Here is a 24886-nt window from a genome sequence, read left to right as displayed (position 1 = left end):
CTTACAGCCCCAGGCGACGGGCCCGCCCGGCGATCTCCAGCAGCAGGCGTTCGGCGATGAGCTGATCGGGCATGCCGGTCGTCTTGGTGGCGACATCGGCGGTGTTGATGCTGTCCAGCACCTCGTCCAGCGCCTCCAGACGCCAGGCGCGGGCCTGACGCAGCATCTCCGCCTCCTGTTTCCAGAAGACGCCGGCCGCCTTGGCCGCCTCTTTGGCTCCCGCCCCATTGGCTTGCAGGATATTGATCCGGCGCAGCCGTCCCAGGTGGAGGGCCGCGGATCGCACGGCCAGGACCGAGGATTCGCCTTCAGCGAACGCCCGCCTCAAACCCGACTGGGCGGGACCGGGTCGGGCGCCGAAGGCCTGAAGCGCCGCATCGGACAGGGAGGCGTCCGGTTCGACGCCCAGATGCTGCTCCAGCTCTTCGACATCGATGGTCCGGCCCGAGCCGGGGCCGATGAACAGGGCCAGCCTCTCGATCTCCTGACGCATCAGGCCCCGCTCGCGCGGCAGGCGGCCGACGAACCGGTCCAGGGCGTCGGCGGTCAGGCCCACCTTGTCGACGGCCAGGGCCTCGCGCGTCATGCGGGCGACGTCGCCGGTCTCGTCTTCATAGCAGACGATGCCGACGGCCCCGTTTTCCTTCTCGGCCGTCTTGCGCAGGGCGGAGTCGCGGCCCAGCTGGTCGGCCTCGACCACCAGCATGGCGTCGGGATTATAGCCGCCCTCGGCATGGATCTTCACGGCGGCGGCGACGGCCTTGTCCACGCCGGGCTTCAGCGCCGACAGTCGGATCCGCACCAGACGACGCCCGCCCATCAGGGACATGGCCGTCAGGGCCTCCTCCAGCTTGGATTCATCGCTGTCGATGTCGCTGTCGGTCAGGACGGTGACATTGAACGGGTCGTTCAGGTCCGGGGTGACGGTACGGCAAAGAACCTCTGCCCGTTCGGCGACGCCCGATCGGTCCTTGCCGTGGATCACCGCCGCCCGGATGGCCGGATCGGGCGCCTTCAGAAAGCGATCGATCTCTGGGCGTTTGGCGAGGATCACCGGTTCGACAGCGCCTGCATCAGGTCCAGCCGGATCCGGCGCGCCAGTTCGGACGCGGCGCGTTCCTCGCCGTCCTGCTGGGCGGCGATGGCGGCATAGGGCTGGTCGGCCGAGGCGTAGGTGGTGGTCACCGTCTCCGCGCCCGTGACGGGCGCTCCGCCGGCCACGGGGGTCAGGGTCCAGGTCGCCTTGACCGTCAATTCGTAACGCGTGGCGGTATCGTCGATCCGGCGGCCCAGCGAGCGCCGTTCCTGTTCCACCTGGGTGGTCAGGCGATACAGGGGCGCAGCGGACCGGTCCCAGCCCAAGGCGTCCTCCAGCTGCTCGCGCAACCGATAGCCCAGTCGGTCGTCCTGGGCCGAGACGGCGATCCGACGCAGAGGCGAGCCCACGCCCGGCTCGGCGTACATGGGGGTGAAGCCGCAGGCGGAGACCGCCAGCGCGCCCAGCACCGCGAAAACCGCTGCACCGCGCATCAGCCGGCCACCAGATTGACGATCCGGTCCTTGACCACGACGATCTTCTTCACGCTCAGACCCTCCAGACGCGCCTGCACGGTCTCGTCGGCCAGAACCAGGGCCTCGACCTCGGCGGGCTCCATGCCGCGCGGCACGCGGATTTCCGCGCGACGCTTGCCGTTGATCTGGATGGGCAGGACCACCTCGTCGTCGGCCGCGAGCGCAGCGTCCCACACCGGCCACGGCGCGTCCAGAACCATCCCGTCTTCGCCCAGCTGCGTCCAGCATTCCTCGGCCAGGTGCGGAGTGAAGGGAGCGATCAGTCGCGCCAGAGCCGACAGGGCCTGACGCTTGGCGTCGCCGCCGGCCTGAGCGCTGTCCCGGACGGTGGCGACAAAGGCGTACAGTTTGGCGATGGCCGAGTTGAAGCGGAAACCCTCGACCCCTTCGGACACGGCTTTGATCGCCTTGTGCGTCTCGCGCAGCAGTTCGGCGTTGGCCTTGTCCTCGCCGGCGAAGTCCGGGTCATAGGCGTCGAACAGGGTCCAGGCGCGTTGCACGAACCGGCTGGCGCCCTCGACCCCGCCGGGGGTCCACTGCACGTCCCGTTCGGGCGGACTGTCGGACAGGACGAACAGACGGCCGGCGTCCACGCCGTGGCTTTCCAGGATTTCCTGGGGCGCGACGACGTTCTTCTTGGACTTGGACATCTTCTCGATGTCGCCGATGATCAGGGTCTCGCCGGTCGACAGCTGGCGGGCGGACCGCACGCCGTCAGCATTGGTCAGATCCACGTCGGTGGGCTCGACCCACTGGCCGTTCTCACGGCGATAGGTCTCGTGAACCACCATGCCTTGCGTGAACAGGCCGGCGAACGGCTCCTTCACCGACAGCATGCCGGCGTCAGACAGGGCGCGGGTAATGAAGCGGGCGTACAGCAGGTGCAGCACTGCGTGCTCGACCCCGCCGATATACTGATCCACCGCCAGCCATCGGTTCGCCGCCTCGCTATTGATCGGCTCGGCCGCCGTCGGGTCGGTGAAACGGGCGAAATACCAGCTGGAGTCGACGAAGGTGTCCAGCGTGTCGGTCTCGCGCGTCGCGTCCTGGCCGCAGGACGGGCATTTGACGTGTTTCCAGGTCGGATGGCGATCCAGCGGATTGCCGGGCACGTCAAACGTCACGTCGTCAGGCAGGACGACCGGCAGCTGGTCGGCCGAAACCTCCACCGGCCCGCAGGACGGGCAGTGGATGATGGGGATCGGGCAACCCCAGTAGCGCTGGCGCGAAACGCCCCAATCGCGCAGCCGATAGATGGTGGCGCCCTGGCCCGTGCCGGCCGCCTCGACGCGACGCACGGCCTCGGCCTTGGCCGTCTCAATGTCCAGGCCGTCCAGGAAGTCGGAATGGAAGATGGAGCCGGGGCCGGTATAGGCCTCGTCGCCCACAGCGAAGTCGTCGCCCGCGCCCTCGGGGCGCACCACCGGGATCACCGGCAGGCCGTACTTACGGGCGAAGTCCAGGTCGCGCTGGTCATGGGCCGGGCAGGCGAAGATAGCGCCCGTGCCGTATTCCGACAGGATGAAGTTGGCGATCCAGACCGGAACCTCGGCGCCGGTGAAGGGATGAATGGCCTTCAGGCCCGTGTTCCAGCCGATCTTCTCGGCCTGGTCGATGTCGGCCTGGGACGTGCCGCCCGCACGGCATTTGGCGACGAAGTCGGCCACCGCCGGATCGGCCTCGGCCAGCTGTTTCGAGATCGGGTGATCCGGCGCCAGACCCAGGAAGCTGGCCCCGAACAGGGTGTCGGGCCGGGTGGTGTAGATTTCGACGCCGGATTCATAGCCCGCAGGCGCCTGGCCGGCGAAGGCCCAGGTCATCTGCAGACCCTTGGACCGGCCGATCCAGTTTTCCTGCATCAGCCGGACCTTCTCGGGCCAGCGGTCCAGGGTCTTCAGACCGTCGATCAGGTCGTCGGCATAGTCGGTGATGCGCAGGAACCACTGGTTCAGCTTGCGCTTCTCGACCACGGCGCCCGAACGCCAGCCGCGCCCGTCGATCACTTGCTCATTGGCCAGGACGGTATTGTCGACCGGATCCCAGTTGACCACCCCGTCCTTGCGATAGACCAGACCGCGCCGATACAGGGCCAGGAACCAGGCCTGCTGCTTGCCGTAATATTCCGGGTCGCAGGTCGCGAACTCGCGCGACCAGTCCAGCGACAGGCCCAGCAGTTTCAGCTGGTCGCGCATCTGGGCGATATTGTCGTAGGTCCAGCCCTTGGGATGGATGCCGCGCTCCATGGCCGCATTCTCGGCCGGCATGCCGAAGGCGTCCCAGCCCATCGGGTGCAGGACGTCAAACCCTTGCGCGCGCTTGGACCGCGCCACCACGTCGCCCATCACATAGTTGCGGGCGTGGCCCATGTGGATGTTCCCTGACGGATAGGGAAACATTTCAAGCACATAGTATTTCGGCCTGCCGGTGTCCTTCGTCACGAAGGCGGAGGCGTCCGCCCAGCGAGCCTGCTGGCGGGGTTCGGCGGTCTTGGGTTCGTAACGGGCCACGGTCGTCCTGAAGTCAAAAGGGCGCTGCCGCCCTCCCGGCTCACTAGCCCGAAGGACGACAGCGCCCAAGAAATAATGCGTCCCACAAACTCCTGAGCGCGTCGCGCTCAAGCAGCCCGAAGGGCGGTAGCGCCTAAAAAGGAACTAATGCGGGCCTTCAGCCCGCATTAGACAGGTTCAGCTGGCGCGCCTTGGTCAGGATGGCGTTTTCCAGATCGGCCTCAGTCTGGGCGGCGACCGGGGCGGCGGTCCACTGACCATCGGCGCCCTTCACTTCCTTGGTCACCGTGACGTTCAGCGCGTCGGCGCGCAGACGGGTGTCCAGGATGAAGACGGTCGCCTTGAAGCGCTCGTTCGGCGTTTGCGGGTTGGTGTACCAGTCATAGTTGATGACCCCGCCCCACGGGTCGGCGGTCAGCAGGGGCATGAAGCTGAGGGTGTCCAGCGAGGCGCGCCACAGATAGCCGTTGACGCCGATGCCCTGCTGCACGTCGGTCTTGGGCGTTTTGTCGCCGCCGCCGACGAAGGGAATGCTCGAGCAGGCGCTCAGGGCCACGCCCGAGACCAGGGCGACAGCGACGCCGCGAACCAGGGCCTTGTTGAGGCTCATCAAGGAAGTCTCCGTAAACTCAGGGACGTGGGGGCCCTCGCCCACACGCGCGAACGACATTTCGCCTTCGGGGGGCGACGCTGCGTGGCTCTATAACACGGGCAAAAGGGGCGATGACAAGGCGAACCGGCTGACGAAGGCGATACGGCTTTCCGCGTTCTGTGACAGACTGCTGACAGCGAGGGTCGTTTTTTGCCAATTCCCGTGACGCTTGAGCCACATCGCACCGCAACAATGCGAGGAACCGGGCGATCTGGACCACGTTGCGTTGACCGGAAGGACCCCCGGTGTCTAATCGCGCCGTTCACGACCACATAAGGTCGGTCCAAGGTTAAGACGTCTTCAATCGACGGCGTCTAAAGGGTTCAGGATGCGTCTCGGCGATTTTTCCGTGGTGGTGGTTGCAGCGATGGCGTTCGCCGTCGGCGCCCCCGCGCTTGCCCAGACCGCGCCTTCGCGCGCGTCCACGGTTTCTCTGGCCGAAGCTCAGGCCGCACAGCGCAACGCCCCGGCTCAACAACGCCGCGGTCTGCGTCTGAACGACAACGGCCGCTGGGGCCTCGACTTCAATCTGAACCAGCCGGTGGGTCGTGAAACCGACTGGGGCGACGTCGAGGCGGGCGCCTACTATCGCCTTAACGACCGCCTGCGCGTCGGCGCCGCCGCCGCTGTGGCCTCCCCCGAGGCCGACCCGGCCCGCGCGCCCCAGACGACCGGCCGCACCCAGCCTCGCGTCCGGCTCGAGACCATTTTCAAGTTCTGACCTCGCTCGCTCGGATCAGATCCAAGCAAGATGCCTTATCGAAACGCGGACTGGATCGCGCCGACGCCCGCCAGGCCGCACGCCCCTGAGCCGATCAGGTCTGAAGTCGTCCCCGCATGGACGCCCCCCAGCGCATAGACAGGCAGGCCCGCTGCGTTCGCGCATCGGCGAAACCCGTCTACGCCTAGTGGCGTCTTGACCGCCGAAGCTCCGCCTGCGGGAAAGATCGGCGACAGCACCAGGGCGTCCAGGCCGACGCTGCGAGGGTCTCCGCCGTGCCAGGCAGCCGTCAGCAACCAGCCGGGATAGGCCCGGCGAATCGCTTCCCCGCGCCCAGCCTCGCGTTCCGGCAGGTGCACACCGTCGGCCTCGACAGCCTCGGCCAAGTCCTGGTCCAGCCCCACCAGCAGTTTCACACCCGCATCCCGCGTGGCCCGGCGCAGTCTCCAACCCGTCTCAAGCGCATCGCTCGCCCCGAAGGCGCGATAGACCACCGCCGATCCTGCCGGCAGCCGGGCCGCCGTCTCCCAAGGGCGAAGCGTGCGTTCCGGGTCGGTGAAGAACAACAGCGGCGGCAAACCGGCGGCCTTCGGGCTGACAGCCGCCGCGGCGCGGTTTAGAGCGGTCGCCGCATCCCAGAGCGCGCGCGCCTCATCGCTGTAATCGGCCGACAGGATCATGACCCCTACTTCCCCTGCTTCCTCGCCCGCGTCCATCGCCGAAAACCTGGTCGAGGTTCGGGCGCGAATCGACGCCGCCAGCCGCGCCGCCGGACGAAATCCGGTCGCCGTCACCCTGACCGCCGTGTCCAAGACCCAACTGCCCGAGGCCATCGACGCCATACTGGCTGCGGGCCAGCGGGTGTTCGGCGAAAACCGGGTGCAGGAGGCCCAGGGCCGCTGGACCAAGCGGCTCCCTGGCTTGAGCGACCTGGAGCTGCGCTTGATCGGCCCCTTGCAGACCAATAAGGCCGAGGACGCGGTGGCCTTGTTCGACGTGATCGAGACCCTGGACCGCGAAAAGCTGGCGCGAGCCCTGGCCGAGGCGGGACAGAAGCTCGACCGCACGCCCCGCGTCCTGATCCAGGTCAACACCGGCGCGGAGCCCCAGAAGGCGGGCGTCCTGGCCGACGAAGCCGACGCCTTGATCCAGGTCGCGCGCGACACATACGGCCTGAAGGTCGATGGCCTGATGTGTATCCCGCCGGCGGACGAGGACGCGACGCCCCATTTCGTCCTGTTGAAACAGATTGCTGACAGAAATGAACTTTCGGTGCTCTCGATGGGCATGAGCGGCGACTACGAGACCGCCATCCGCTGCGGCGCCACCCATGTTCGGGTGGGAACGGCGTTGTTCGGGGAACGAAATCGTCTTTAAACCGCCTCTAGGCCGTAACCTGACGTGAATTCGCACCCCCAAGCCTTGGCGCGGGGCCCAAGCCTCGCCATTGTCTGCACATGCCCACGCCCAAGACCATTCTGATCATCGACGACGACGACGACCTGCGCGAGGCCTTGGCCGAGCAGTTGAATCTCCACGAGGAGTTCAAGACGCAACAGGCGTCCACCGCCACGGATGGCGTCCGCATGGGGCGCGAAATCCGCGCGGACCTGATCCTGCTGGACGTCGATCTCCCCGATATGGACGGTCGCGAGGCCTGTCGCCTGTTGCGCAAGGACGGAGTCTCTACCCCGGTCATCATGCTGACGGCCCAGTCCGCCGACGCCGACGCCATCCTGGGCCTGGACGCAGGCGCCAACGACTATGTCACCAAGCCCTTCCGCTTCGCCGTCCTGCTGGCCCGCATCCGCGCCCATCTGCGCAGCCACGAACAGTCGGAAGACGCCGTCTTCTCCATCGGTCCCTATGAGTTCCGTCCAGCCGCCAAGGTCCTGATGGACGCCAAGGGCAAGAAGGTGCGGCTGACCGAGAAGGAAACCAATATCCTGAAATACCTCTACCGCGCCGGGGCCAAGCCTGTGTCGCGCGAGGAACTGCTGACCGAGGTCTGGGGCTACAACGCCGGCGTCACCACCCACACGCTGGAAACCCACATCTATCGCCTGCGCCAGAAGATCGAGCCCGAACCCGGCCAAGCCCGCCTGCTGCTGACCGACGCCGGCGGGTATCGACTGCAGCCCTGAACAGCGAGGATCGTCTTGGGGCCCTGGGACGCGCGTCGGCAGACTGTTAGGATCGTGCGTCGCCCTGATGGGGAGGCGCCGGAATGGGTGCGAGACGCCTGGATCGGTCTGGTCCTTCCCCTGGCGCGAGATGACGCGGTCACGACGGCCGGATTTGGCGTCCGGACCCTACCGAAGGGGCGGGTTATGACTTGGTGGCGTTGCGTCACTCGCCAGTACGAGGTCGTCACCGGCTATTTGGTCGAGTCGAGTGAGGCGATCCGGATTCTGGGCGAGACAAGACCCGAAGCCGCAGACTGGTGGCGAAGCCACACGCCAGTTTTCACCAAGCCGGGACAGATGTTTATCTTCGATGCCCCGGCCTGCGAGCGGACGTCCTGACAGTCAGGCCGTCGAGATCCGGCGGATCGTGAACATCGGTAGGAACAGATGGACCAGCGGGCCGATGACCAAGGCGTAGATCACCGTGCCCACGCCGACGGAGCCGCCCAACAGCCAGCCCAGAGCGATGACGCTCAGCTCGATGGCGGTGCGAACCCATTTCACCGGCCAGCCCGTGCGGGCGACGATGCCGGTCATCAGACCGTCGCGAGGACCGGGGCCGAGGCCTGCGCCGATATAAGCCCCGCTGGCCACGCCGTTCAGCACCACGCCCGCGCCCAACAGGCCGGCCCGCACCGGTAGGTCCAGGTCGGACGGGATCCAGTCTAGACCGAAATTCGCCACCGTGCCGATCACCAGAACATTGGCGACAGTACCGATCCCTGGCCGCTGGCGCAGGGGAATCCACAGCAGCAGGACGGCCATACCGATCAGATTGACCACCAAGCCGAAGCTGATCCCGGCCGGCCCCCCGAAACGCTCGAACAGCCCTTGGTTCAGTACGTCCCACGGATCCAGCCCCAAATCGGCGCGGACGATCAGGGCAATGGACAGGCCATAAAGGACAAGGCCAGCAAAAAGCTGGGAAAGGCGACGGGTCATTTCGAATGATTTGCGCAATACTGGACTTATAAAAAATAGCCAGTTCTGCCATTCTGGCCCCATGCCGCCCCGCTCAATAGGTCTCTCCTCGCTTGTCCGCCACCTGGGCTCCTGGCGCACTCCCGGCGCCGGCGCGACCTATCGCCAGCTAGCTGCGGCGGTACGACTTCTGATCCTCGACGGACGCCTGCCGCTGGCGGTTCGACTGCCGGGCGAGCGCGAAGTGGCGCAGGCCTTGGGTTTGAGCCGTACGACCGTCTCGGCAGCCTATGGACGACTGAGGGATGACGGGTTCTTGGTCGGCGGTCAGGGAGAAGGCGCGCGGACCCGTCTGCCTGCCGGTCCTACTCCCCGTGAGGCGGCGGCGACGCCATCTGCGGCGGATGGACTGATCGATCTGACAGCCGCCGTTCTCCCGGCCGACCCCAATGTCCACGCCGCCTATGTGCGGGCGCTGGAGCGACTCCCGGCGAACCTGCCCGGCCACGGCTATGAGCCGGCGGGCCTGGAGGAACTGCGTGAAGCCGTGGCTCAGGGCTATCGACGACGCGGCCTACCGACCTCGCCCGGCCAGATTCTGATCACCCACGGCGCCCACAATGGTCTGGTCCACCTGTTGCGTCTGACCGTTCGGCCCGGCGTCCCGGTGGTGTTCGATCACCCCACCTACCCCCAGGCGATCGACGCCATCCTCGCGGCAGGCGGCCGGCCGACGCCGGTCCCCTTGCCTGACGACGCAGGCGAGGATGGCTGGGACGTGGACGGCCTGATATCGACGTGTCGCAGCAGCAGCGCGCCCATGGCCTATCTGGTGCTGGACCACAACAATCCGACGGGACGGATGATGCGCGCCCCGGATCGCGCCCGACTTCTGGCCGGGTTGAAGGGCTCGGAGACCCTGCTGGTGCTGGACGAGACCCTGGTCGAGCTGACGCTCAGCGGCCCGCCGGCGCTCACCGCCTCGGCTGTGGACGCCCCGCGTGTGGTGCGGCTGGGCTCCATGTCCAAGAGCGTCTGGGGCGGTCTCCGCATCGGCTGGATTCGCGCCGATCGTGCGGTGATCCAGCGTCTGGCCCAGAGCCGCGCCAGCTTCGATCTGGGCGTGCCGATTCTGGAGCAACTGGCGGCCGTGGAACTGTTGAATGACGGCGGCGCGGCCCTCGCGGCGCGCCGGCCCCTACTGCGGGCGCGACGTGATCATCTTCGCGCCCGCCTGGGCGACCGACTGCCCGACTGGTCCTGCCCCCGGCCGGCCGGGGGCCTATCGCTTTGGGTGAAGCTGCCGGGGGCGATCAGTTCGAGCCTGACGGTCCAGGCGGCGGCGCAGGGCCTGATCCTAGCGGCCGGCCCGCGCTTCGGCGTGGACGGCGCCTTCGAACGCCGGCTGCGCCTGCCCTACACTCTTCCCGAGAGCGAACTGGACGAGGCTTTAGACCGGTTGGCGAAAGCGGTGAAGACGCTCGGCAGCCGCAAATCGAAAGCGCTCGGCGCGAGCAAGTCGGTCGCCGTCTATTAAATCAGACGTCCAGATCGACCGTCACGGGCGCATGGTCAGAAGGGCGGTCCCATTCGCGGACGTCGTCGTGAATCCGGGCTGTGTCCTTGACCACGGCCGACGTCAGACCCGGCGACGTCCAGATATGGTCCAGGCGCAGGCCTCGGTTGGACTTGCGGAAGTCCGCCGCGCGATAGCTCCACCAACTGGCCAGCTTCTGCGGTTCGGGGAAGCGGTCGCGCAGCACGTCGGCGAAACCGCCCGTAGCCTGGAGCCGGTTCAGGGTCTCGACCTCGATCGGCGTGTGGCTGACGATCTTGGACATGTAGCGATGGTTGAAGACGTCGCCCTCGCCCGGGGCGATGTTGAAATCGCCGGCCATGACCAGGGGGCGCGCCTTGTCCTGCTTGGCGACGATGGCGGTCAGCTGCTCGTAGAAGTCCATCTTGTGATCGAACTTCGGGTTCAGTGCCCGATCCGGCACGTCGCCGCCGGCGGGGATGTAGAAGTTCTGGACGTCGATCCCTGCGACACGCGCGGAGACGCACCGGGCGTGGCCTAGTTTGCAGACCTGGAAGGTGTCGCTGTCCTCAAGCGGCAGGCGCGAGGCGATGGCCACGCCGTGCCAGCCCTTCTGGCCCGCCACCCGCAGGTGCGGCAGGCCCATCTCCTCGAAGGCGCCGCGCGGAAACTGGTCCGTCGTGCATTTGATCTCCTGCAACACCAGGACGTCGGGCGCGCGTTCAGCGACGAACCGGGCGACCTGATCGATGCGCAGGCGGACGGAGTTGATGTTCCAAGTGGCGAGGCGAAGAGTCATGCCCCGCTGTAGCAGGCCTCGCTGGATAAAAAAGGCCCGGCCGCTACGGGCCGGGCTCATGAAGGTGATCGTCTCTCTCGCCGCCGGGAGGGGGATGCATCCGAGGCGGTAGAACGGCCGCCGCCGCTCTGTGCTCTTGATGTCACGCCCGACAGAAAAGGTCAAATTGTCATATTTGACGTTTGGCCGTGATCATCCGGCAACGGATAGATACCCTTGATCGGCGAAAAAACGCGTCAGTTGCGGCCGGGACGTCGCGTCGGATCGCGCAGCTGGAACAGGCTAGCCGCCAGGCCGGACGCCGGCCTCAAGTTGGTCAGCTGCGTCCGGGTGCGGGCCCCCTGGGCGTCGGTGATGGTCCACTCGGTCAGGCGGATCGGGCTGCCGGCGAAGGCCAGGACCACAGACCCGTCATTGGGCCGCCCCGAATCCCGCGCGGTGATCGTAAAGGCGCCCGCATTCATGCGGGTGACGCGATCGATCCGCACGCCCTGGTCCAGACGGACATTGCGCGCCAGGAATGTCGACAGCGGCGTCCGCCCCAGCGGGACCTGCTGGAAATTGTTGAGGCGCGGATCATAGCGTTTGACGTTGTAGCCGTCCGACACGACCAGCAGCCCGGCCGGATTGGTGTATTCGAACCGCATCTTGCCGGGGCGCTGCAGATAGAATCGCCCTTCGCGACGCTGGCCGCCCGGCCCTGTCTCGATGAAATTGCCCTGGGCAGACGTCAGGGCCTGCAGATAGGCCTGGGCCTGTTGCACCACAGCGCGATCTTCTGCCGAAAGGGTGGATTGCGCCTCAGCCGCGTCAAACAGGCCGAGGGCCGCAATCCCGGTCAAGAGGCCCGCGCCCAGCAGCAGCCGGCGCCGGTCAAGGTCCGCAGCTGCGGCGACGGCGGCCTGGGTCTTGAAGTGGGTGCGTTCGATCATGAAGTCAGTCTCCCAGTCGGGAATGGTCAGCGGTCCTGCTGTCTTGCCCGGCCGGCTTGGCGTCGGAATGACGCGAGCCTGACCATATTCCGGCGCTCCGATGAAGCCCTGTTCATCGCAATACTGAAGCTTAGGAAGACAGAGGCGGGATAACGGGCGCGCGGGGCAGCCGTTCCCGACCGGGGCGAAGTCCGCTGATAAGCCACGCCCTGGAACCTAGCAGACCTGGCCGGCGGCCCATCCGGACGACCAGGCCCATTGAAAATTATAGCCGCCCAGCCAGCCGGTGACATCGACCGCCTCGCCGATGAAATACAAACCGGGAACCGCTTTGGCGGCCAGGGTCTGCTGGTCCAGGGCGGCGGTGTCGATCCCGCCCAGGGTCACTTCGGCGGTACGATAGCCTTCGGACCCGACCGGTTTCACGCTCCAGGCGTTGACCGCCTGATCCAGCCGCCGCAGCGTCGCGTCGGACAGATCGGCCAGATTGCCCGCTGCGCCCTCGCGCGCGCACAGGCTTTCCGCCAGCCGTCGCGGCACCACATGGCCGAGGGCGGTGTGCACCGCCTGTCGGCCGTTGGCGGTCTTGGCCGCCTTCAGCTCGGCGAAGACGTCGCGGCCCGGCGCCATGGCCGCGACGATGGCCTCGCCCTCGCGCCAGTAGGAGCTGATCTGCAATATGGCCGGGCCGCTGAGGCCGCGGTGGGTGAACAGCATGGCCTCGTCAAAGGCCGCCTTGCGCGCCTTTGTGTCTGGCGCTGAGGCGACGCGGGCGTCCACGGCCACGCCTGCCAGCGGCGTCAGGGTTTCCAGCAGGCCGGCCTCGAAGGTCAGGGGGACCAGGGCGGGGCGGGTGTCGGTGACGCGAATGTCGAACTGGCGTGCAACCTCATAGGCCCAGCCGGTCGCGCCCATCTTGGGGATCGACTTGCCGCCGGTCGCTACGACCAGGGCCGCCGCCGTGACCTGGGTTCCGTCCGACAGGTTAATGATCCAGCCTTCGCCGGATTTGGAAAGGCGCTCGACGCCCGTCTTCATCTTCAGAGTCACACCGGCCGCCGCCATGTCGTCGGTCAGCATGCGGACGATCTGTTTGGCGCTGTCGTCGCAGAACAGCTGGCCAAGGGTCTTCTCGTGCCAAGCGATCCCGGCCCGGTCCAAGCGCTTGATGAAGTCGTGCTGGGTGAAACGGCGCAGGGCCGAGGTGGCGAACCGGGGATTCTCGCCCAGGAAGTTCACCGGCCCGCAGCCCAGATTGGTGAAATTGCACCGGCCGCCGCCGGAGATGCGGATCTTCTCGCCGGGGTTGGCCGCGTGATCGACGACCAGCACCCGACGGCCGCGCCGCCCGGCCTCGGCGGCGCACATCATGCCGGCGGCGCCGGCCCCGACCACCAGGACGTCGAAGGACGCCCGGCTCACGAGACCGGCTCCGGGACTTGGGTCTTAGTAGCGATAGTGCTCGGGCTTGAACGGGCCTTCTTGCGGCACGGAGATATAATCGGCCTGTTCCTTGTTCAGCACGGTCAGCTTGGCGCCCAGCTTGCCGAGGTGCAGCGCGGCGACCTTCTCGTCCAGATGCTTGGGCAGGGTGTAGACCTTGGTCTCATAGGCCGACTTGTTGGTCCAGAGCTCCAGCTGCGCCAGGGTCTGGTTGGTGAAGGAGGCGCTCATCACGAATGACGGGTGGCCCGTGGCGTTGCCCAGGTTCACCAGACGGCCTTCCGACAGCAGGATGATCTTGTTGCCGCCGGGGAATTCGATGTGGTGGACCTGGGGCTTGATCTCGTCCCACTTGAAGTTCTTCAGGCCCGCGACCTGAATCTCGGAGTCGAAGTGGCCGATGTTGCAGACGATGGCGTTGTGACGCATCCGGCGCATGTGATCGACGGTGATCACATCCTTGTTGCCGGTGGCGGTGACGAAAATGTCGGCCTTGTCGGCGACGTCGTCCAGGGTCTGGACGTCATAGCCTTCCATGGCGGCCTGCAGGGCGCAGATCGGGTCGATTTCGGTCACGATCACGCGGGCGCCGCCCTGGCGCAACGAGGCGGCCGAGCCCTTGCCCACGTCGCCGTAGCCGCAGACCACGGCGACCTTGCCCGACAGCATGACGTCAGTGCCGCGACGGATGGCGTCGACCAGGGACTCACGGCAGCCATACAGATTGTCGAACTTCGACTTGGTGACGCTGTCGTTGACGTTGATGGCGGGGAAGGGCAGCTCGCCGCGTTCCGACATCTGATACAGGCGGTGCACGCCCGTGGTGGTTTCTTCAGACACGCCGCCGATGGCGTCGCGGATGGCCGAATAGAAGCCGGGCTTTTCGGCGATGTAGCGCTTCATCACCTTGAACAGGGCTTCTTCTTCCTCGTTCTGGGGATTGGCCAGAACCGAGATGTCCTTCTCGGCCTTGGGGCCGAGCACGCATAGCAGGGTGGCGTCGCCGCCGTCGTCTAGGATCAGGTTCGGATAGCCGCCGTCGGCCCATTCGAAGATCTTGTGCGCGTAGTCCCAGTATTCTTCCAGGGTTTCGCCCTTGACGGCGAAGACCGGGGTGCCCGAGGCGGCGATGGCGGCCGCGGCGTGATCCTGAGTCGAGAAGATGTTGCACGACGCCCAGCGCACTTCGGCGCCCAGGGCTTCCAGCGTCTGGATCAGAACCGCCGTCTGGATGGTCATGTGCAGGCTGCCGGCGATCCGGGCGCCCTTTAGCGGCTGGGCCGCGCCGAACTCGGCGCGCAGAGCCATCAGGCCCGGCATTTCCGTCTCGGCGATGTCGATTTCCTTCTTGCCCCAGTCGGCCAGAGAGATGTCGCGGATGATGTAGTCGGTCATGGGAGGGCTCCTGGCCGCAGGGGATTTTCAGCCCTTCTAGCCCGCAGACGATGAAGGAGCAATAAACACATAAGGATATCCTTATATGCGCTATGCCTGATGGCGGGCTCAGCAGTTTCTTAAGCCCGTTCGGTTAGGACGAAGACATGGAACGCCGCGCCCTTCTCGGTCTCGCCCTTGTCGCGACGGCCGCCGCCTCGACCCCCGCCCGCGCCTCTTCGGGTGGAGCCGCCGCCCCGTCGGCGGATACCTATTTCCGACTGCCGGTGATCACGGCCTCAATTCTTCGTGCGGACGGCCGGCGGGGCGTGTTTTCAGTCGAAGCCGGGGTGGACGTCCCCGACGCCGCGCTGCGCACTCGCGCCCAGCAGTCTGCGCCGCGGCTTCGCGCCGCCTATAATATCGCCGCCCAGAGGTTCGCCAACGGCCTGCGCCCCGGCGCCGTGCCCAATATCGATCAGCTGGTCGCCGAACTGCAAACCGCAACCAACGCCACCCTGGGCCGACCCGGCGCCCGGGTGCTGCTCGGGACCGTCATGGCGCTCTGAAAGACTTTCCGAGCCGCTCTGGAACGAAAAAGGCCCCGCCGTCGCCGGCGGGGCCTTCTTGTTGTCAGACCAGCCTAAGGCTTAGTCGCGACGACGACGGCCGCGGTCGCCACCGCGATCACCGCCGCCTTCGCGCTTGGGACGACCGCCGGTGTCTTCCGACAGGGGCTCTTCGCCGCGCTCAGCGCGCTCGGCGTTGATCTTGTCGGTCAGGTCTTCACCCGTCGACTGATCGACGACCTTCATCGACAGCTTGGTCTTGCCGCGATCGTCGAAGCCCAGGAACTTGACCTTCACTTCTTGGCCTTCCGACAGGACGTCGGCCGGGTTGGCGACGCGTTCCAGGGCGATCTGGGACACGTGGACCAGGCCGTCCTTGGCGCCGAAGAAGTTCACGAAGGCGCCGAAGTCGACGACCTTCACGACCTTGCCGGAGTAGATGGTTCCGACTTCCGGCTCCGAGGCGATGGACTGGATCCAGGCCTTGGCGGCGTCGATCTTTTCCTGGTCGTTGGCGGCGACCTTGATGGTGCCGTCGTCGCCGATGTCGATCTTGGCGCCGGTCTTTTCGACGATCTCGCGGATGACCTTGCCGCCCGAACCGATCACTTCACGGATCTTGTCGACCGCGATCTTGATGGTTTCGATCTTCGGCGCATGCTCGCCCAGTTCGGCGCGCGGCGCATCCATGGCCTTGGACATCTCGTCCAGGATGTGGAGGCGGCCGGCCGAGGCCTGGGTCAGAGCCTGTTTCATGATCTCCTTGGTGATGCCGGCGACCTTGATGTCCATCTGAAGGCTGGTGATGCCTTCCGACGTGCCGGCGACCTTGAAGTCCATGTCGCCCAGATGGTCTTCGTCACCCAGGATGTCCGACAGGATGGCGAACTCGCCGGACGGCTCCAGGATCAGGCCCATGGCGATGCCCGAGACCGGACGGATCAGCGGCACGCCGGCGTCCATCAGGGCCAGCGACGAACCGCAGACCGTGGCCATCGAGGACGAGCCGTTCGACTCGGTGATCTCGGAGACCAGGCGGATGGTGTAGGGGAAGTCTTCCTTCGACGGTAGCATCGGACGGATCGCGCGCCAGGCCAGCTTGCCGTGACCGATTTCGCGACGGCCGGGCGAGCCCATGCGGCCTGCTTCACCCACCGAATAGGGGGGGAAGTTGTAGTGCAGCAGGAAGCTTTCCTTGTAGGTGCCCTGCAGGCTGTCGATGTACTGCTCGTCTTCGCCGGTGCCCAGGGTGGCGACGACCAGGGCCTGGGTTTCCCCACGCGTGAACAGGGCCGAACCGTGGGTGCGCGGCAGGACGCCGACTTCCGACACGATGGCGCGGACCTTGTCCAGGGCGCGGCCGTCGACGCGGTGGGCGTTCTCGATGATGTCGCGACGCAGGACGTCGGCTTCGCATTCCTTGAAGGCGGCCGAGAACTTGGAGCTGTCGACGCCCTCGGGGTTCTCGTCGGTCTTCACCAGGGCGGCGGCGGCGGTCTTCTTGGCCGCATCGACGCCCGAGCGACGCTCGTACTTGCCGGGGTGGGTGTAGGCGGACTTGATATCTTCGCCGACCAGCTTCTTGATCGAGGCGACGACGTCGGAGTGGTCTTCGGCCTGGAAGTCGAACGGCTCCTTGGCGGCGTGTTCGGCCAGATCGATGATGGCGTCGATCACCGGCTGCATGCCGGCGTGGGCGAACATCAGCGCCTCGAGCATCTTCTCTTCCGACAGCTCCTTGGCTTCGGATTCGACCATCATCAGGGCGTCTTGCGTGCCAGCGACCACCAGGTCCAGGTCAGAGCCCGGGATCTGGTCGACGGTCGGGTTCAGAACCAGTTCGCCGTCGATCAGGCCGACGCGCGCGGCGCCGATCGGGCCCATGAAGGGCACGCCTGAGATGGTCAGGGCGGCCGAGGCGGCGACCATGCCCAGGACGTCCGGATCGTTTTCCATGTCGTGCTGCAGCACGGTGATGACGACCTGAGTCTCGTTCTTGAAGCCCTTGACGAACAGGGGGCGGATCGGACGGTCGATCAGGCGGGAAACCAGGGTTTCCTTCTCGCTGGGACGGCCTTCACGCTTGAAGTAGCCGCCAGGGATCTTGCCAGCGGCGAAGGTCTTTTCCTGGTAGTTGACGGTCAGGGGGAAGAAATCCAGGCCCGGCTTGGGCGAACGGCCGTAGACGACGGTGGCCAGAACCACGGTCTCGCCATAGGTCGCCAGCACGGCGCCGTCGGCTTGGCGGGCGATGCGGCCCGTTTCCAGGGTCAGCGGGCGTCCGGCCCACTCGATCGTCTTGCGTTTGATATCGAACATATTTCGTCTTTCGTATCCCGGACGGCGTATTCCGTGCGGGGTCCCATCATTGGGGGCGGATGCGTCGGGCGTTCAGTCCTTCGATCCAGGGGTCGCCGCGCCATCGCGAAAGACCCGGGTTGAGGACCGGCATGGCCCTCGCGTCTGCGCCGTCAATTCCTGCGGCGCGCAGGTCCGTTCTAATCGCACAACGAGGCGCGGACGTGACCGCCCGCGCCTCGAAATACAGTCTTACACTGATCCGACGCCTTAGCGGCGCAGGCCCAGCTTGGAGATGAGCGCCTGGTAGCGACCGGCGTCGACCTTGTTGAGGTGGTCGAGCAGGCGGCGACGTTGCGACACCATCTTCAGAAGGCCACGGCGCGAGTGGTTGTCCTTCTTGTGGGTCTTGAAGTGTTCGGTCAGGTTGGCGATGCGTTCCGACAGGATCGCGACCTGAACCTCGGCCGAGCCGGTGTCGCCTGCGGTGCGGGCGTTATCGGCGATGATCTCGTGCTTGCGTTCAGCAGTAACCGACATCGTAAGAGTCCTTTCTTGGCCTATCGCGCTTCGCGCTACTTGAGGCCGTGGGGTCTCGGCCCTTGCCGGATGGCGCGGGCCTAGAGGTTGAAAACGCGGTCGGGTTCTAACCGGCCGGCCCGCAACTGACAGAGGGCGACGAGGGTCTGGCCCTGAAAGGCTGAAACCGTTCGCGAACCGCCGGAAAGGCGATCCTTGAGGGTTTCCACCTGACGGGGGAGCAGAACGATCGGGCGTCCCTGCCGAAGCGAGAAGGCGTCCTGGTCCGTCACGGCCAGCTCCGGGATGTCGTCCAGGGCGGTCGCAACGGGAAGCAAGCCTTCCGAGGCGGCGCCCCTATGCACCAAATCCTCGAGAAAATCCAGCGTCACGGCGTTTTCGGTATGAAACGGTCCCACCCGCTCGCGCCGCAGGGCCGAAACATGCCCCTCGGCGCCCAGGAGGGCCGCCAGGTCGCGCGCCAGCGAGCGGACATAGACGCCCTTGCCGGTGCGGATGGTCAGTTCGAGGTGATCGGCGTCCGGGACGTCCGTGACCTCGGCCGAATGGATGGTGACGCGGCGGGCCTGAAGCTCGAACTCGACTCCGTCGCGGGCTAGGTCATAGGCGCGGGCGCCGTCCACCTTGATGGCCGAGAATCGGGGCGGGGTCTGGTCGATCTCTCCGACGAAGGCGGGAAGGGCGGCCCTCACCTGATCCACCGAAGGCCGCACGTCCGAGCGGCCGATGATCTCGCCCTCGCGGTCCACGCTGTCTGTCGAGACGCCCCAGTTGATGGTGAAGCGATAGACCTTCTGCGCCTCCATCATCATCGGCACCGTCTTGGTCGCCTCGCCGAGCGCAATGGGCAGGATGCCGCTGGCCAACGGATCCAGCGTCCCGGCGTGACCGGCCTTCTGGGCGTTGAACAGGCGGCGGATGCGGCTGACCGCCTCGGTCGATCCCATCTCAAACGGCTTGTCTAGGCAGACCCACCCGTCGACGACGTCGCCCTTCTTCTTGCGGGCCATTATGCTTGGCCTATCGCGCTTCGCGCTGCTTGAGGCCACGATGCTTGGCCTACCGCGCCTCGCGCTACTTGAGGCCGGGTCATTAGGCGTCGTCCTCGCTCTCGTCGTTGCGGCGTTCCAGGTCGGCGCGGACGCGGGGATCGTCGAACAGACGGTCAATATGGCTGGCGGCGTCGAAGCTTTCGTCGTGGCGGAAGCGCAGGTCGGGGGTGAACTTCATGTCCAGCCGGCGACCCAGCTGGCCGCGCAGGAATTTCGAGTGGACGTTCAGCGCCTTGATGATCTCGCTCTCGTGGCCCGTGGTCGGGGCGGCCTCGACGCCGGCGCCCAGGGGTTCGACGAAACAGGTGGCGTGTTTCAGATCCGGCGACAGACGCACCTCGGTCACGGTGACGGAGACCCCGGCCAGAGCTTCGTCGTGGATGTCCTCCTCGCGCAGGATGTCGACCAGGGCGTGGCGGATCAGTTCGCCGGCGCGCAGCTGGCGCTGGCTCGGGCCGGCCGGGCCGGAGGAATTGCGGGTATGCTGTTTGTGGGCCATCGGCCGCTCCTTCTTGTTCGCCCGCCGGGGCTCGGACCCGGCCGGATAAGCGAAAGTCGGGCGGTCTAGGCGCGTGGAGCCGTCCTGTCCAGTTCCGCCGCTCGGGCGGACCGCATCACCTCGGCCGAAAAAATCGAGCGGGCCGGGCGGACCGTCACCCCGCCGGCGTTCAGCACCCCGGCCGTCCAGTGGTTGCACAGGTGCAGAATCGAGAAGGTGTCTCGACCGGCGAAGAAGCGGGCGTCGTCGCCGGGACGGGCGGCGGCCACACGCGGCGCGCCGTGAGACAGGTCCAGCGAGGCCTCGATCCGCCCCGCCATCCGGTCGAAGGCGGCGGGTGTCAGGCTCAGGGTCGCGCGGCGGTTTGCGGTGTAGCGGTCGCGGGGATCCTGGGCCTCCGGGTCCAGCATCAGGACGGACGGATTGCCGGGCCTGAAGAAGGCGCGGGCGCCGTCGGGCAGCCGGTCTGAGATCGGGCTTTGATCGACGTAGAAGGTCGCGTCACCCCAGCCGATCAGGATCCACTCGCCCGGCGCCAGGGTCGCGACGGCCTGTCCAAACGGCCCGCCGCGTCGCTCCAGGGCGGCTCGGGGTACGGCCAGATCTGTGTGGAAGCCGTTGTCCAGCAGATAGACCGCAACCGGCGCGCCGACGGCCGGCGGGGCGAGCGCGCCCGGCCGGGTCCAGGTCAACAGGGCGGCGACGACGCCGATCAGAACCGCCCCGATCAGAGCCGCCAAGGGCAGGGCCCAACGCATCGCCGTCTCTCCGAACGCCTCTCCAGCCGAGAGGATAAACGACCAAGCTTGACGGGCGCTAGGACCCGGCGTCCTCGAACGGCGAAACGGGCGCGGTCTGCCATTCGCCGCGCCACTCGTAGCTCAGGGTCACGCAGTGGCGGTAGGCGCCGTCGCTCCAGCGGCCGACAGCCTGCATCGTCAGCGGCCGGGGCGCGCGGATACGGCTCATCACCAGCCAGACCTCATCCGCACCGGGGCACAGGGCGCGGGCCAGACCCCGCCCATCGCCGACCTGTTCGATGCCGTAAAGGTCCGTCTCGCGCGCGCCCTCGGGCAGAACTCGCCGCGCGGCGTCCGGTCCCCCGCGCGTGAAATCGGCCGAGCCGCGCGCCGTGGTCGAGAACAGCCGCTCGACGCTGATCGTCCCGAACAGGCCGCGTCGAACCTGAAGCGTGATCCCCTTGGTCAGGGCCTGGGTGATCCGGTCCGTGGCGTTGTACGAAAAATAGCGGGTGTCGGCGTGCGCGGGCGCAGCCGCCGACACGGTCAGCAAGGCAATGAGAACGGGGGCGAGGGACGAGCGCATGTCTCTTCCTTTCCCGGCCATTGCGGCGACTTTAGGCCTCGCCCCGATCAGTGTTCCCCCAGGCAGCGCAGGGCGACCTCGAGGTTGCGCAGCCCGTCTTCTCCCGTCACCGCCGGGGTTTCGCCGGTTTGGATGGCGCGGGCGAAGGCTTCCAGCTCTTTCCTCAGCGGTTCGGCCGGCCAGCTGTTCAGCATCCGGGTCGAATAGGAGCCGTCGGGCTGCTGCCCGAAATATTCGGTGACCTGACGGGTGATCAGGTCGGCGACGATGAACTTGGTCTTGGTGGCGACCTGCAGGGTCCGGGTCTTGTAGGGGGTGACCCAGTTGGTGGTGATGTGGGCGATCACCCCATTGTCGAGCCGGAACTGAAGCAGGGCCGTGTCCTCGCGCTCGGCGCGGGTGCGGGCCAGTTGCGGCTGGACTTCGACGATTTCGGAACCGGTCAGGTGGCGGATGATGTCGATGTCATGGACCGCCAGGTCGATCACGACGCCGACGTCGCCCATGCGGGGCGGGAAGGGGCCGACGCGGGTGACCTGGATGGAGATGATCTCGTCGTCGGCGACGGCGCGCTTGACCGTCTCGACCGCCGGATTGAACCGTTCGACCTGGCCGACCATCAGGACGCGGTCGTTGGCCTTGGCGGCGTCGATCATGCGCTGGGCGTCGGCGACGGTGGCGGCGATCGGCTTTTCGACCAGGACGTGGACGCCCTTTTCCAGCAGTGCGACGCCGATCTCGGCGTGGAACCGGTTCGGCGTGGCGACGACGGCGGCGTTCAGGCCGGCGTCGATAAAGGCCTGGGCCGTGGTGACCGGGGTCGCCTCGTAGGCGGAGGCGACGCCTTCGGCGACGACGCTATCGGGGTCGAAGACGGTGGTCAGGTCGAACTCGCGCATTTCAGAGGCGACGCGCGCATGGTTGCGGCCCATGACGCCGACGCCGGCGACGCCGAACTTGAGGACGGGGGTGTTCGGCATCAGGCTTATCCCTTGTAGCTGGCGACGGCGGCGATGACCTTGTCCTGGGTCGCCTCGTCCAGGTCGGCGTGCATCGGCAGGCTGAGGACCACGTCCTTCAGCCGCTCGGTGATAGGCAGGCCTCCGGCGCCGTGCGGGAAGCGTCCATAGGCCGGCTGCAGGTGCATGGGCACGGGATAATAGACGGCGGTGGGCACGCCCTGGTCCTTGAGGTGGGTGATCAGGCCGTCGCGGTCCGCGTGCTCGATCGTGTACTGGGCCCAGATGGAAACGCCGCCGTCGATGACGTGGGGCACGGCCCCCACATGGGGCGCCAGATGTTCATTGTAGCGGGCGGCGATCCGGTTGCGCCATTCGATCTCCTGGCCGAACACCTTCAGCTTCTCGATCAGGATGGCGGCCTGGATGGTGTCCAGCCGGCTGTTCATACCGATGCGCATGGCCAGGTATTTCGGATCATGGGTGAAGGCGGTCGCGCCGGCCTTGAGATCCTTGGCCACCACCTTCCCATGGACGCGCAGGGAGTCCATCTCCTGGGCCAGATCCTCGTCGTTCGTCAGCACCGCACCGCCGTCGCCGTAGCAGCCCAGCGGCTTGGCCGGGAAGAAGCTGGTCGTCGTGACATCGGCCCACTTCAGCGGATGATGGCCGTCCAGGGTGCAGCCGAAGCCCTGCGCCGAATCCGAGATCAGTTTCAGTCCATGGCGGTCGCAGATGGCCCGGATGGCGGGATAGTCGGCCGGCTGTCCGAACAGATCGACGGCGATGACCACCTTGGGCGTCAGGCGCCCCTCGGCCTTGACCGCCTCGATGGCGGCCTCCAGGCGGACGGGGTCCATGTTGTAGGTGCGCGCGTCCACGTCCACGAAGACCGGCGAGGCGCCCAGCCAGGGCACGACCTCGGCCGTCGCGGTGAAGGTGAAGCTGGGGCAGAAGACGGCGTCTCCGGTGCGGATGCCCCAGGCGATCAGCGGCAGGATCAGGGCGTCGGTGCCGTTGGCGCAGCCCAAAGCGTGCTGGGCTTGGCCGAAGGCGGCGAGGTCGGATTCGAACTGGCGGACCTGGGGCCCCATGACCCAGGCGCCGCCGACGACGGCGTCCTGAACAGCCGCCTCGATCTTGCCGGCGAGACGCAGGCGCTGGGCCTGAAGGTCGATGAAGGGGATCATGAGGGGCGCTCTCCACGCAGAGATCGGGGCGGCGGACCGCTGGGTCGGACCGCAAGGGTGGCCGCCCTCCTAGCAAGATCGGGCGCGAGGGCCAAACGGGGTCGGCGTCACTTCGCGTTGCCCTTTGCAACCGTCGCCGCTTGGCGCCGCGCGGGATGCGCCTTAAGCCAGCGCTATGATGACGCTTTCAGATGCAAAGAACCGGGTCTCGACCTGGCTGTTCGATCATGCCCTTCCCTTGTGGGCCGCACGCGGGGTGGACGCCGACGGGCGCTTCTTCGAATTGCTGGATTTCGAAGGACGGCCTGTGGCGGGCGCGCGTCGCCGCACGCGGGTTCAGGCGCGCCAGATCTATGTCTTCTGTGAAGCCGCCGACCTGGGCTGGGACGCCGGGCGGGCGATCGCGCGGGCCGGCCTGGACGGCATGATCGCCACCTGCCGCCGCGAAGACGGTCTGTGGGTTGCGGCCACCGATGACGCCGGCGGCGTGCTGGACGAGACGCCGGATCTGTATGACCTGGCCTTCGTCACGTTCTCCCTGGCGGCGGCGCACCGGGTGCTGGGCGACGATCGCGCCCGGCCGCTGGCGCTGGAGACCCTGGCCCAGATTAATGCGCGAATGACAGCGCCGCACGGCGGCTGGCACGAGGCCCTGCCGCCGCGTCTTCCGCGACGCCAGAACCCGCATATGCACCTGCTCGAGGCCATGCTGGCCTGGCAGGCGACGGCGCCCGATCCGGCGTTCGAGGCGGCGGCGCGGGTCTCGCTGGACCTGTGCCGGACCCGTTTCCTGATCGACGGCGCCATTCGTGAGTATTTCACCGAGGACTGGGCCCCCGATCCGCAGACCGGCCACATCGTCGAGCCGGGCCATCTGGAGGAGTGGTCGTGGCTGCTGCGTCAGGCCAAGGCCGCTGGGTTGGATGCCGCCGAGGCCGCCGAAGCCCTGCACCGTCGCGGCGCCGCCGAGGGACTGAAGGGCGGTTTCATGATTCGAGAAGTCGATGCGCAGGGCGCGCCGATCGACGCCGGTCGCCGCCTGTGGTGTCAAACCGAAGCGATCCGTTCGGCCCTGGTGTTCGGCGACGCTCAGGCCGTCGATCTGATCGCGGCGACCTTCGACACCCATCTGGCCACCGCTGTTCCCGGCCTGTGGGTCGATTCCTATGACGCCGACGGGGTTTCGCCCGACAAGGCGGTGCCCGCCTCGAGCCTCTATCACCTGATGACCGCCTTCACCGAGTTGCTGAGACGCGACGCATGACCGGCCTGCCCGCTGTCTTCCTGGACCGTGACGGGGTCTTGATCGAGGATTCCGGCTATCCCCACCTGCCCGAGCATCTGAAGCTGCTTGCCGGTGTGGGCGCGGCGGTGCGGCGATTGAACCTGCTGGGTTATCTGACAGTGATCGTCACCAACCAGTCTGGCGTGGCGCGCGGCATGTTCGGCGAGGATCAGATGCACGCCTTCAACGGTCTGCTGGTCAAACGGCTGGCGCAGGAGGGGGCGGTCATCAATGCGGTCTACGCCTGCCCCTTCCATCCAGAGGCGCAGGATGAGCGTTATCGCCATCCCGACCATCCGGACCGAAAGCCCAATCCGGGCATGCTTTTACGGGCCATCGCGGATCACGAGATCGACCCGGCCAGATCTTTCATGATCGGCGACCAGCCGCGCGATATCGAGGCGGCGCAACGCGCCGGGGTGTCAGGTTTTCTGTTCCAGGGCGGCAATCTGGATGTCTTCGTGCGCGAGCTGATCGGCGTCTGACGCCATCGCAATTCCTTGCGCGGTGAATTAGTCTGGTCC

General features: G+C 66.8%; 26 protein-coding genes. 8 read left to right on the top strand and 18 right to left on the bottom strand.

Features of this window, described 5'->3' with window-relative positions; all coding sequences use genetic code 11:
• Position 1: 1 nt before the first annotated feature.
• From holA to PKE72_RS08410, 4 genes are all read right to left on the bottom strand, one after another.
• Positions 2–1054, bottom strand: a complete 1053-nt coding sequence (gene holA, locus PKE72_RS08425) for a DNA polymerase III subunit delta (protein WP_271164935.1) — start codon at positions 1052–1054, stop codon at positions 2–4.
• Entirely contained in the window at positions 1051–1530 is a 480-nt protein-coding gene (lptE, locus tag PKE72_RS08420; RefSeq protein ID WP_271164934.1) for an LPS assembly lipoprotein LptE, read from the bottom strand. Before lptE ends, holA begins: the two co-directional genes overlap by 4 nt.
• Positions 1530–4079: a leucine--tRNA ligase gene (gene leuS / locus PKE72_RS08415; RefSeq protein ID WP_271164933.1), complete on the bottom strand. Its 2550-nt coding sequence runs from the start codon at positions 4077–4079 to the stop codon at positions 1530–1532. Before leuS ends, lptE begins: the two co-directional genes overlap by 1 nt.
• Before the next feature lie 157 nt (positions 4080–4236).
• The gene (locus PKE72_RS08410; RefSeq protein ID WP_271164932.1) at positions 4237–4689 is read right to left on the bottom strand and encodes a DUF3576 domain-containing protein; all 453 of its coding nucleotides are present in this window, start codon (positions 4687–4689) and stop codon (positions 4237–4239) included.
• Between the two features lie 370 nt (positions 4690–5059).
• Here PKE72_RS08410 and PKE72_RS08405 point away from each other — a divergent pair, with 370 nt between their 5' ends.
• Complete coding sequence (locus tag PKE72_RS08405; protein WP_271164931.1) at positions 5060–5452, top strand: NtrZ family periplasmic regulatory protein; 393 nt, start codon at positions 5060–5062, stop codon at positions 5450–5452.
• Positions 5453–5487: 35 nt separating this feature from the next.
• On the opposite strand, the gene PKE72_RS08400 is transcribed toward PKE72_RS08405, so the two are convergent.
• Complete coding sequence (locus tag PKE72_RS08400; protein WP_271164930.1) at positions 5488–6132, bottom strand: thiamine phosphate synthase; 645 nt, start codon at positions 6130–6132, stop codon at positions 5488–5490.
• Here PKE72_RS08400 and PKE72_RS08395 point away from each other — a divergent pair.
• The 3 genes from PKE72_RS08395 (at position 6131) to PKE72_RS08385 (ending at position 7977) form a co-directional block, all read left to right on the top strand.
• Positions 6131–6829, top strand: a complete 699-nt coding sequence (locus tag PKE72_RS08395) for a YggS family pyridoxal phosphate-dependent enzyme (protein ID WP_271164929.1) — start codon at positions 6131–6133, stop codon at positions 6827–6829. The two genes, PKE72_RS08400 and PKE72_RS08395, sit on opposite strands and share 2 nt — an antisense overlap.
• Before the next feature lie 80 nt (positions 6830–6909).
• Entirely contained in the window at positions 6910–7596 is a 687-nt protein-coding gene (locus PKE72_RS08390; RefSeq protein WP_267514919.1) for a response regulator transcription factor, read from the top strand.
• Between the two features lie 54 nt (positions 7597–7650).
• Positions 7651–7977 carry a hypothetical protein gene (locus PKE72_RS08385; RefSeq protein ID WP_271164928.1) on the top strand — a complete coding sequence of 109 codons (327 nt, stop codon included), beginning with the start codon at positions 7651–7653 and terminating at the stop codon, positions 7975–7977.
• Positions 7978–7980: 3 nt separating this feature from the next.
• On the opposite strand, the gene yczE is transcribed toward PKE72_RS08385, so the two are convergent.
• Positions 7981–8580, bottom strand: a complete 600-nt coding sequence (gene yczE / locus PKE72_RS08380) for a membrane protein YczE (protein ID WP_271164927.1) — start codon at positions 8578–8580, stop codon at positions 7981–7983.
• A gap of 61 nt (positions 8581–8641) precedes the next feature.
• Between yczE and yczR the strand changes: the two genes are divergently transcribed.
• On the top strand, positions 8642–10096 hold the full coding sequence (yczR, locus tag PKE72_RS08375) for a MocR-like transcription factor YczR (protein WP_271164926.1): 1455 nt from the start codon (positions 8642–8644) through the stop codon (positions 10094–10096).
• Between the two features lies 1 nt (position 10097).
• Here the strand turns inward: yczR and PKE72_RS08370 are convergent, their stop codons facing one another.
• From PKE72_RS08370 to ahcY, 4 genes are all read right to left on the bottom strand, one after another.
• On the bottom strand, positions 10098–10895 hold the full coding sequence (locus PKE72_RS08370; RefSeq protein WP_271164925.1) for an exodeoxyribonuclease III: 798 nt from the start codon (positions 10893–10895) through the stop codon (positions 10098–10100).
• A gap of 236 nt (positions 10896–11131) precedes the next feature.
• The gene (locus tag PKE72_RS08365) at positions 11132–11827 is read right to left on the bottom strand and encodes a LolA family protein (RefSeq protein WP_271164924.1); all 696 of its coding nucleotides are present in this window, start codon (positions 11825–11827) and stop codon (positions 11132–11134) included.
• Positions 11828–12043: 216 nt separating this feature from the next.
• Positions 12044–13249, bottom strand: coding sequence for a BaiN/RdsA family NAD(P)/FAD-dependent oxidoreductase (locus tag PKE72_RS08360; protein ID WP_271164923.1), 1206 nt, complete (start codon positions 13247–13249; stop codon positions 12044–12046).
• Between the two features lie 24 nt (positions 13250–13273).
• Positions 13274–14665: an adenosylhomocysteinase gene (gene ahcY, locus PKE72_RS08355; RefSeq protein ID WP_271164922.1), complete on the bottom strand. Its 1392-nt coding sequence runs from the start codon at positions 14663–14665 to the stop codon at positions 13274–13276.
• A 146-nt stretch (positions 14666–14811) separates the two neighbouring features.
• Between ahcY and PKE72_RS08350 the strand changes: the two genes are divergently transcribed.
• Positions 14812–15213, top strand: coding sequence for a Tat pathway signal protein (locus tag PKE72_RS08350; protein ID WP_271164921.1), 402 nt, complete (start codon positions 14812–14814; stop codon positions 15211–15213).
• A gap of 81 nt (positions 15214–15294) precedes the next feature.
• On the opposite strand, the gene pnp is transcribed toward PKE72_RS08350, so the two are convergent.
• The 8 genes from pnp to PKE72_RS08310 form a co-directional block, all read right to left on the bottom strand.
• Positions 15295–17532 (bottom strand): polyribonucleotide nucleotidyltransferase, encoded by a 2238-nt coding sequence (gene pnp / locus PKE72_RS08345; RefSeq protein WP_271164920.1) that lies wholly within the window; start codon positions 17530–17532, stop codon positions 15295–15297.
• 249 nt (positions 17533–17781) lie between these two features.
• Positions 17782–18051 (bottom strand): 30S ribosomal protein S15, encoded by a 270-nt coding sequence (rpsO, locus tag PKE72_RS08340; RefSeq protein ID WP_267514908.1) that lies wholly within the window; start codon positions 18049–18051, stop codon positions 17782–17784.
• An 80-nt stretch (positions 18052–18131) separates the two neighbouring features.
• The gene (truB, locus tag PKE72_RS08335) at positions 18132–19061 is read right to left on the bottom strand and encodes a tRNA pseudouridine(55) synthase TruB (RefSeq protein WP_271164919.1); all 930 of its coding nucleotides are present in this window, start codon (positions 19059–19061) and stop codon (positions 18132–18134) included.
• Between the two features lie 82 nt (positions 19062–19143).
• Positions 19144–19602 (bottom strand): 30S ribosome-binding factor RbfA, encoded by a 459-nt coding sequence (rbfA, locus tag PKE72_RS08330; RefSeq protein ID WP_271164918.1) that lies wholly within the window; start codon positions 19600–19602, stop codon positions 19144–19146.
• A 65-nt stretch (positions 19603–19667) separates the two neighbouring features.
• On the bottom strand, positions 19668–20360 hold the full coding sequence (locus PKE72_RS08325; RefSeq protein ID WP_271164917.1) for a DUF2459 domain-containing protein: 693 nt from the start codon (positions 20358–20360) through the stop codon (positions 19668–19670).
• A gap of 58 nt (positions 20361–20418) precedes the next feature.
• A complete protein-coding gene (locus PKE72_RS08320) occupies positions 20419–20928 on the bottom strand; it encodes a hypothetical protein (protein ID WP_271164916.1) in 510 nt (169 codons plus the stop codon).
• Positions 20929–20975: 47 nt separating this feature from the next.
• Positions 20976–21908 (bottom strand): Gfo/Idh/MocA family protein, encoded by a 933-nt coding sequence (locus PKE72_RS08315; protein ID WP_271164915.1) that lies wholly within the window; start codon positions 21906–21908, stop codon positions 20976–20978.
• A gap of 5 nt (positions 21909–21913) precedes the next feature.
• The gene (locus tag PKE72_RS08310) at positions 21914–23077 is read right to left on the bottom strand and encodes a DegT/DnrJ/EryC1/StrS family aminotransferase (protein ID WP_271164914.1); all 1164 of its coding nucleotides are present in this window, start codon (positions 23075–23077) and stop codon (positions 21914–21916) included.
• A 175-nt stretch (positions 23078–23252) separates the two neighbouring features.
• Between PKE72_RS08310 and PKE72_RS08305 the strand changes: the two genes are divergently transcribed.
• Together PKE72_RS08305 and PKE72_RS08300 are read left to right on the top strand one after the other, a co-directional pair.
• Positions 23253–24341: an AGE family epimerase/isomerase gene (locus PKE72_RS08305; protein ID WP_271164913.1), complete on the top strand. Its 1089-nt coding sequence runs from the start codon at positions 23253–23255 to the stop codon at positions 24339–24341.
• A complete protein-coding gene (locus tag PKE72_RS08300) occupies positions 24338–24847 on the top strand; it encodes a D-glycero-alpha-D-manno-heptose-1,7-bisphosphate 7-phosphatase (protein WP_271164912.1) in 510 nt (169 codons plus the stop codon). The genes PKE72_RS08305 and PKE72_RS08300 overlap by 4 nt, the downstream gene beginning before the upstream one ends.
• Positions 24848–24886 lie beyond the last annotated feature (39 nt).

The sequence above is a fragment of the Brevundimonas intermedia genome (assembly GCF_027922165.1).
Classification (GTDB): Bacteria; Pseudomonadota; Alphaproteobacteria; order Caulobacterales; family Caulobacteraceae; genus Brevundimonas; species Brevundimonas intermedia.
Note: the sequence above shows the minus strand (reverse complement) of the source record. Positions and strands in the feature narration are given on the sequence as shown.

What these genes read in the sequence shown, in the direction of transcription:
- rpsO (WP_267514908.1), bottom strand. Translation starts at nt 18,051, where the DNA reads ATGTCGGTTACTGCTGAACGCAAGCACGAGATCATCGCCGATAACGCC.
- PKE72_RS08405 (WP_271164931.1), top strand. Translation starts at nt 5,060, where the DNA reads ATGCGTCTCGGCGATTTTTCCGTGGTGGTGGTTGCAGCGATGGCGTTC.
- PKE72_RS08325 (WP_271164917.1), bottom strand. Translation starts at nt 20,360, where the DNA reads ATGCGTTGGGCCCTGCCCTTGGCGGCTCTGATCGGGGCGGTTCTGATC.
- pnp (WP_271164920.1), bottom strand. Translation starts at nt 17,532, where the DNA reads ATGTTCGATATCAAACGCAAGACGATCGAGTGGGCCGGACGCCCGCTG.
- PKE72_RS08315 (WP_271164915.1), bottom strand. Translation starts at nt 21,908, where the DNA reads ATGCCGAACACCCCCGTCCTCAAGTTCGGCGTCGCCGGCGTCGGCGTC.
- truB (WP_271164919.1), bottom strand. Translation starts at nt 19,061, where the DNA reads ATGGCCCGCAAGAAGAAGGGCGACGTCGTCGACGGGTGGGTCTGCCTA.
- PKE72_RS08370 (WP_271164925.1), bottom strand. Translation starts at nt 10,895, where the DNA reads ATGACTCTTCGCCTCGCCACTTGGAACATCAACTCCGTCCGCCTGCGC.
- ahcY (WP_271164922.1), bottom strand. Translation starts at nt 14,665, where the DNA reads ATGACCGACTACATCATCCGCGACATCTCTCTGGCCGACTGGGGCAAG.
- PKE72_RS08305 (WP_271164913.1), top strand. Translation starts at nt 23,253, where the DNA reads ATGATGACGCTTTCAGATGCAAAGAACCGGGTCTCGACCTGGCTGTTC.
- rbfA (WP_271164918.1), bottom strand. Translation starts at nt 19,602, where the DNA reads ATGGCCCACAAACAGCATACCCGCAATTCCTCCGGCCCGGCCGGCCCG.
- PKE72_RS08350 (WP_271164921.1), top strand. Translation starts at nt 14,812, where the DNA reads ATGGAACGCCGCGCCCTTCTCGGTCTCGCCCTTGTCGCGACGGCCGCC.
- PKE72_RS08310 (WP_271164914.1), bottom strand. Translation starts at nt 23,077, where the DNA reads ATGATCCCCTTCATCGACCTTCAGGCCCAGCGCCTGCGTCTCGCCGGC.
- lptE (WP_271164934.1), bottom strand. Translation starts at nt 1,530, where the DNA reads ATGCGCGGTGCAGCGGTTTTCGCGGTGCTGGGCGCGCTGGCGGTCTCC.
- PKE72_RS08395 (WP_271164929.1), top strand. Translation starts at nt 6,131, where the DNA reads ATGACCCCTACTTCCCCTGCTTCCTCGCCCGCGTCCATCGCCGAAAAC.
- yczE (WP_271164927.1), bottom strand. Translation starts at nt 8,580, where the DNA reads ATGACCCGTCGCCTTTCCCAGCTTTTTGCTGGCCTTGTCCTTTATGGC.
- PKE72_RS08320 (WP_271164916.1), bottom strand. Translation starts at nt 20,928, where the DNA reads ATGCGCTCGTCCCTCGCCCCCGTTCTCATTGCCTTGCTGACCGTGTCG.
- PKE72_RS08300 (WP_271164912.1), top strand. Translation starts at nt 24,338, where the DNA reads ATGACCGGCCTGCCCGCTGTCTTCCTGGACCGTGACGGGGTCTTGATC.
- yczR (WP_271164926.1), top strand. Translation starts at nt 8,642, where the DNA reads ATGCCGCCCCGCTCAATAGGTCTCTCCTCGCTTGTCCGCCACCTGGGC.
- PKE72_RS08400 (WP_271164930.1), bottom strand. Translation starts at nt 6,132, where the DNA reads ATGATCCTGTCGGCCGATTACAGCGATGAGGCGCGCGCGCTCTGGGAT.
- PKE72_RS08390 (WP_267514919.1), top strand. Translation starts at nt 6,910, where the DNA reads ATGCCCACGCCCAAGACCATTCTGATCATCGACGACGACGACGACCTG.
- PKE72_RS08410 (WP_271164932.1), bottom strand. Translation starts at nt 4,689, where the DNA reads ATGAGCCTCAACAAGGCCCTGGTTCGCGGCGTCGCTGTCGCCCTGGTC.
- PKE72_RS08365 (WP_271164924.1), bottom strand. Translation starts at nt 11,827, where the DNA reads ATGATCGAACGCACCCACTTCAAGACCCAGGCCGCCGTCGCCGCAGCT.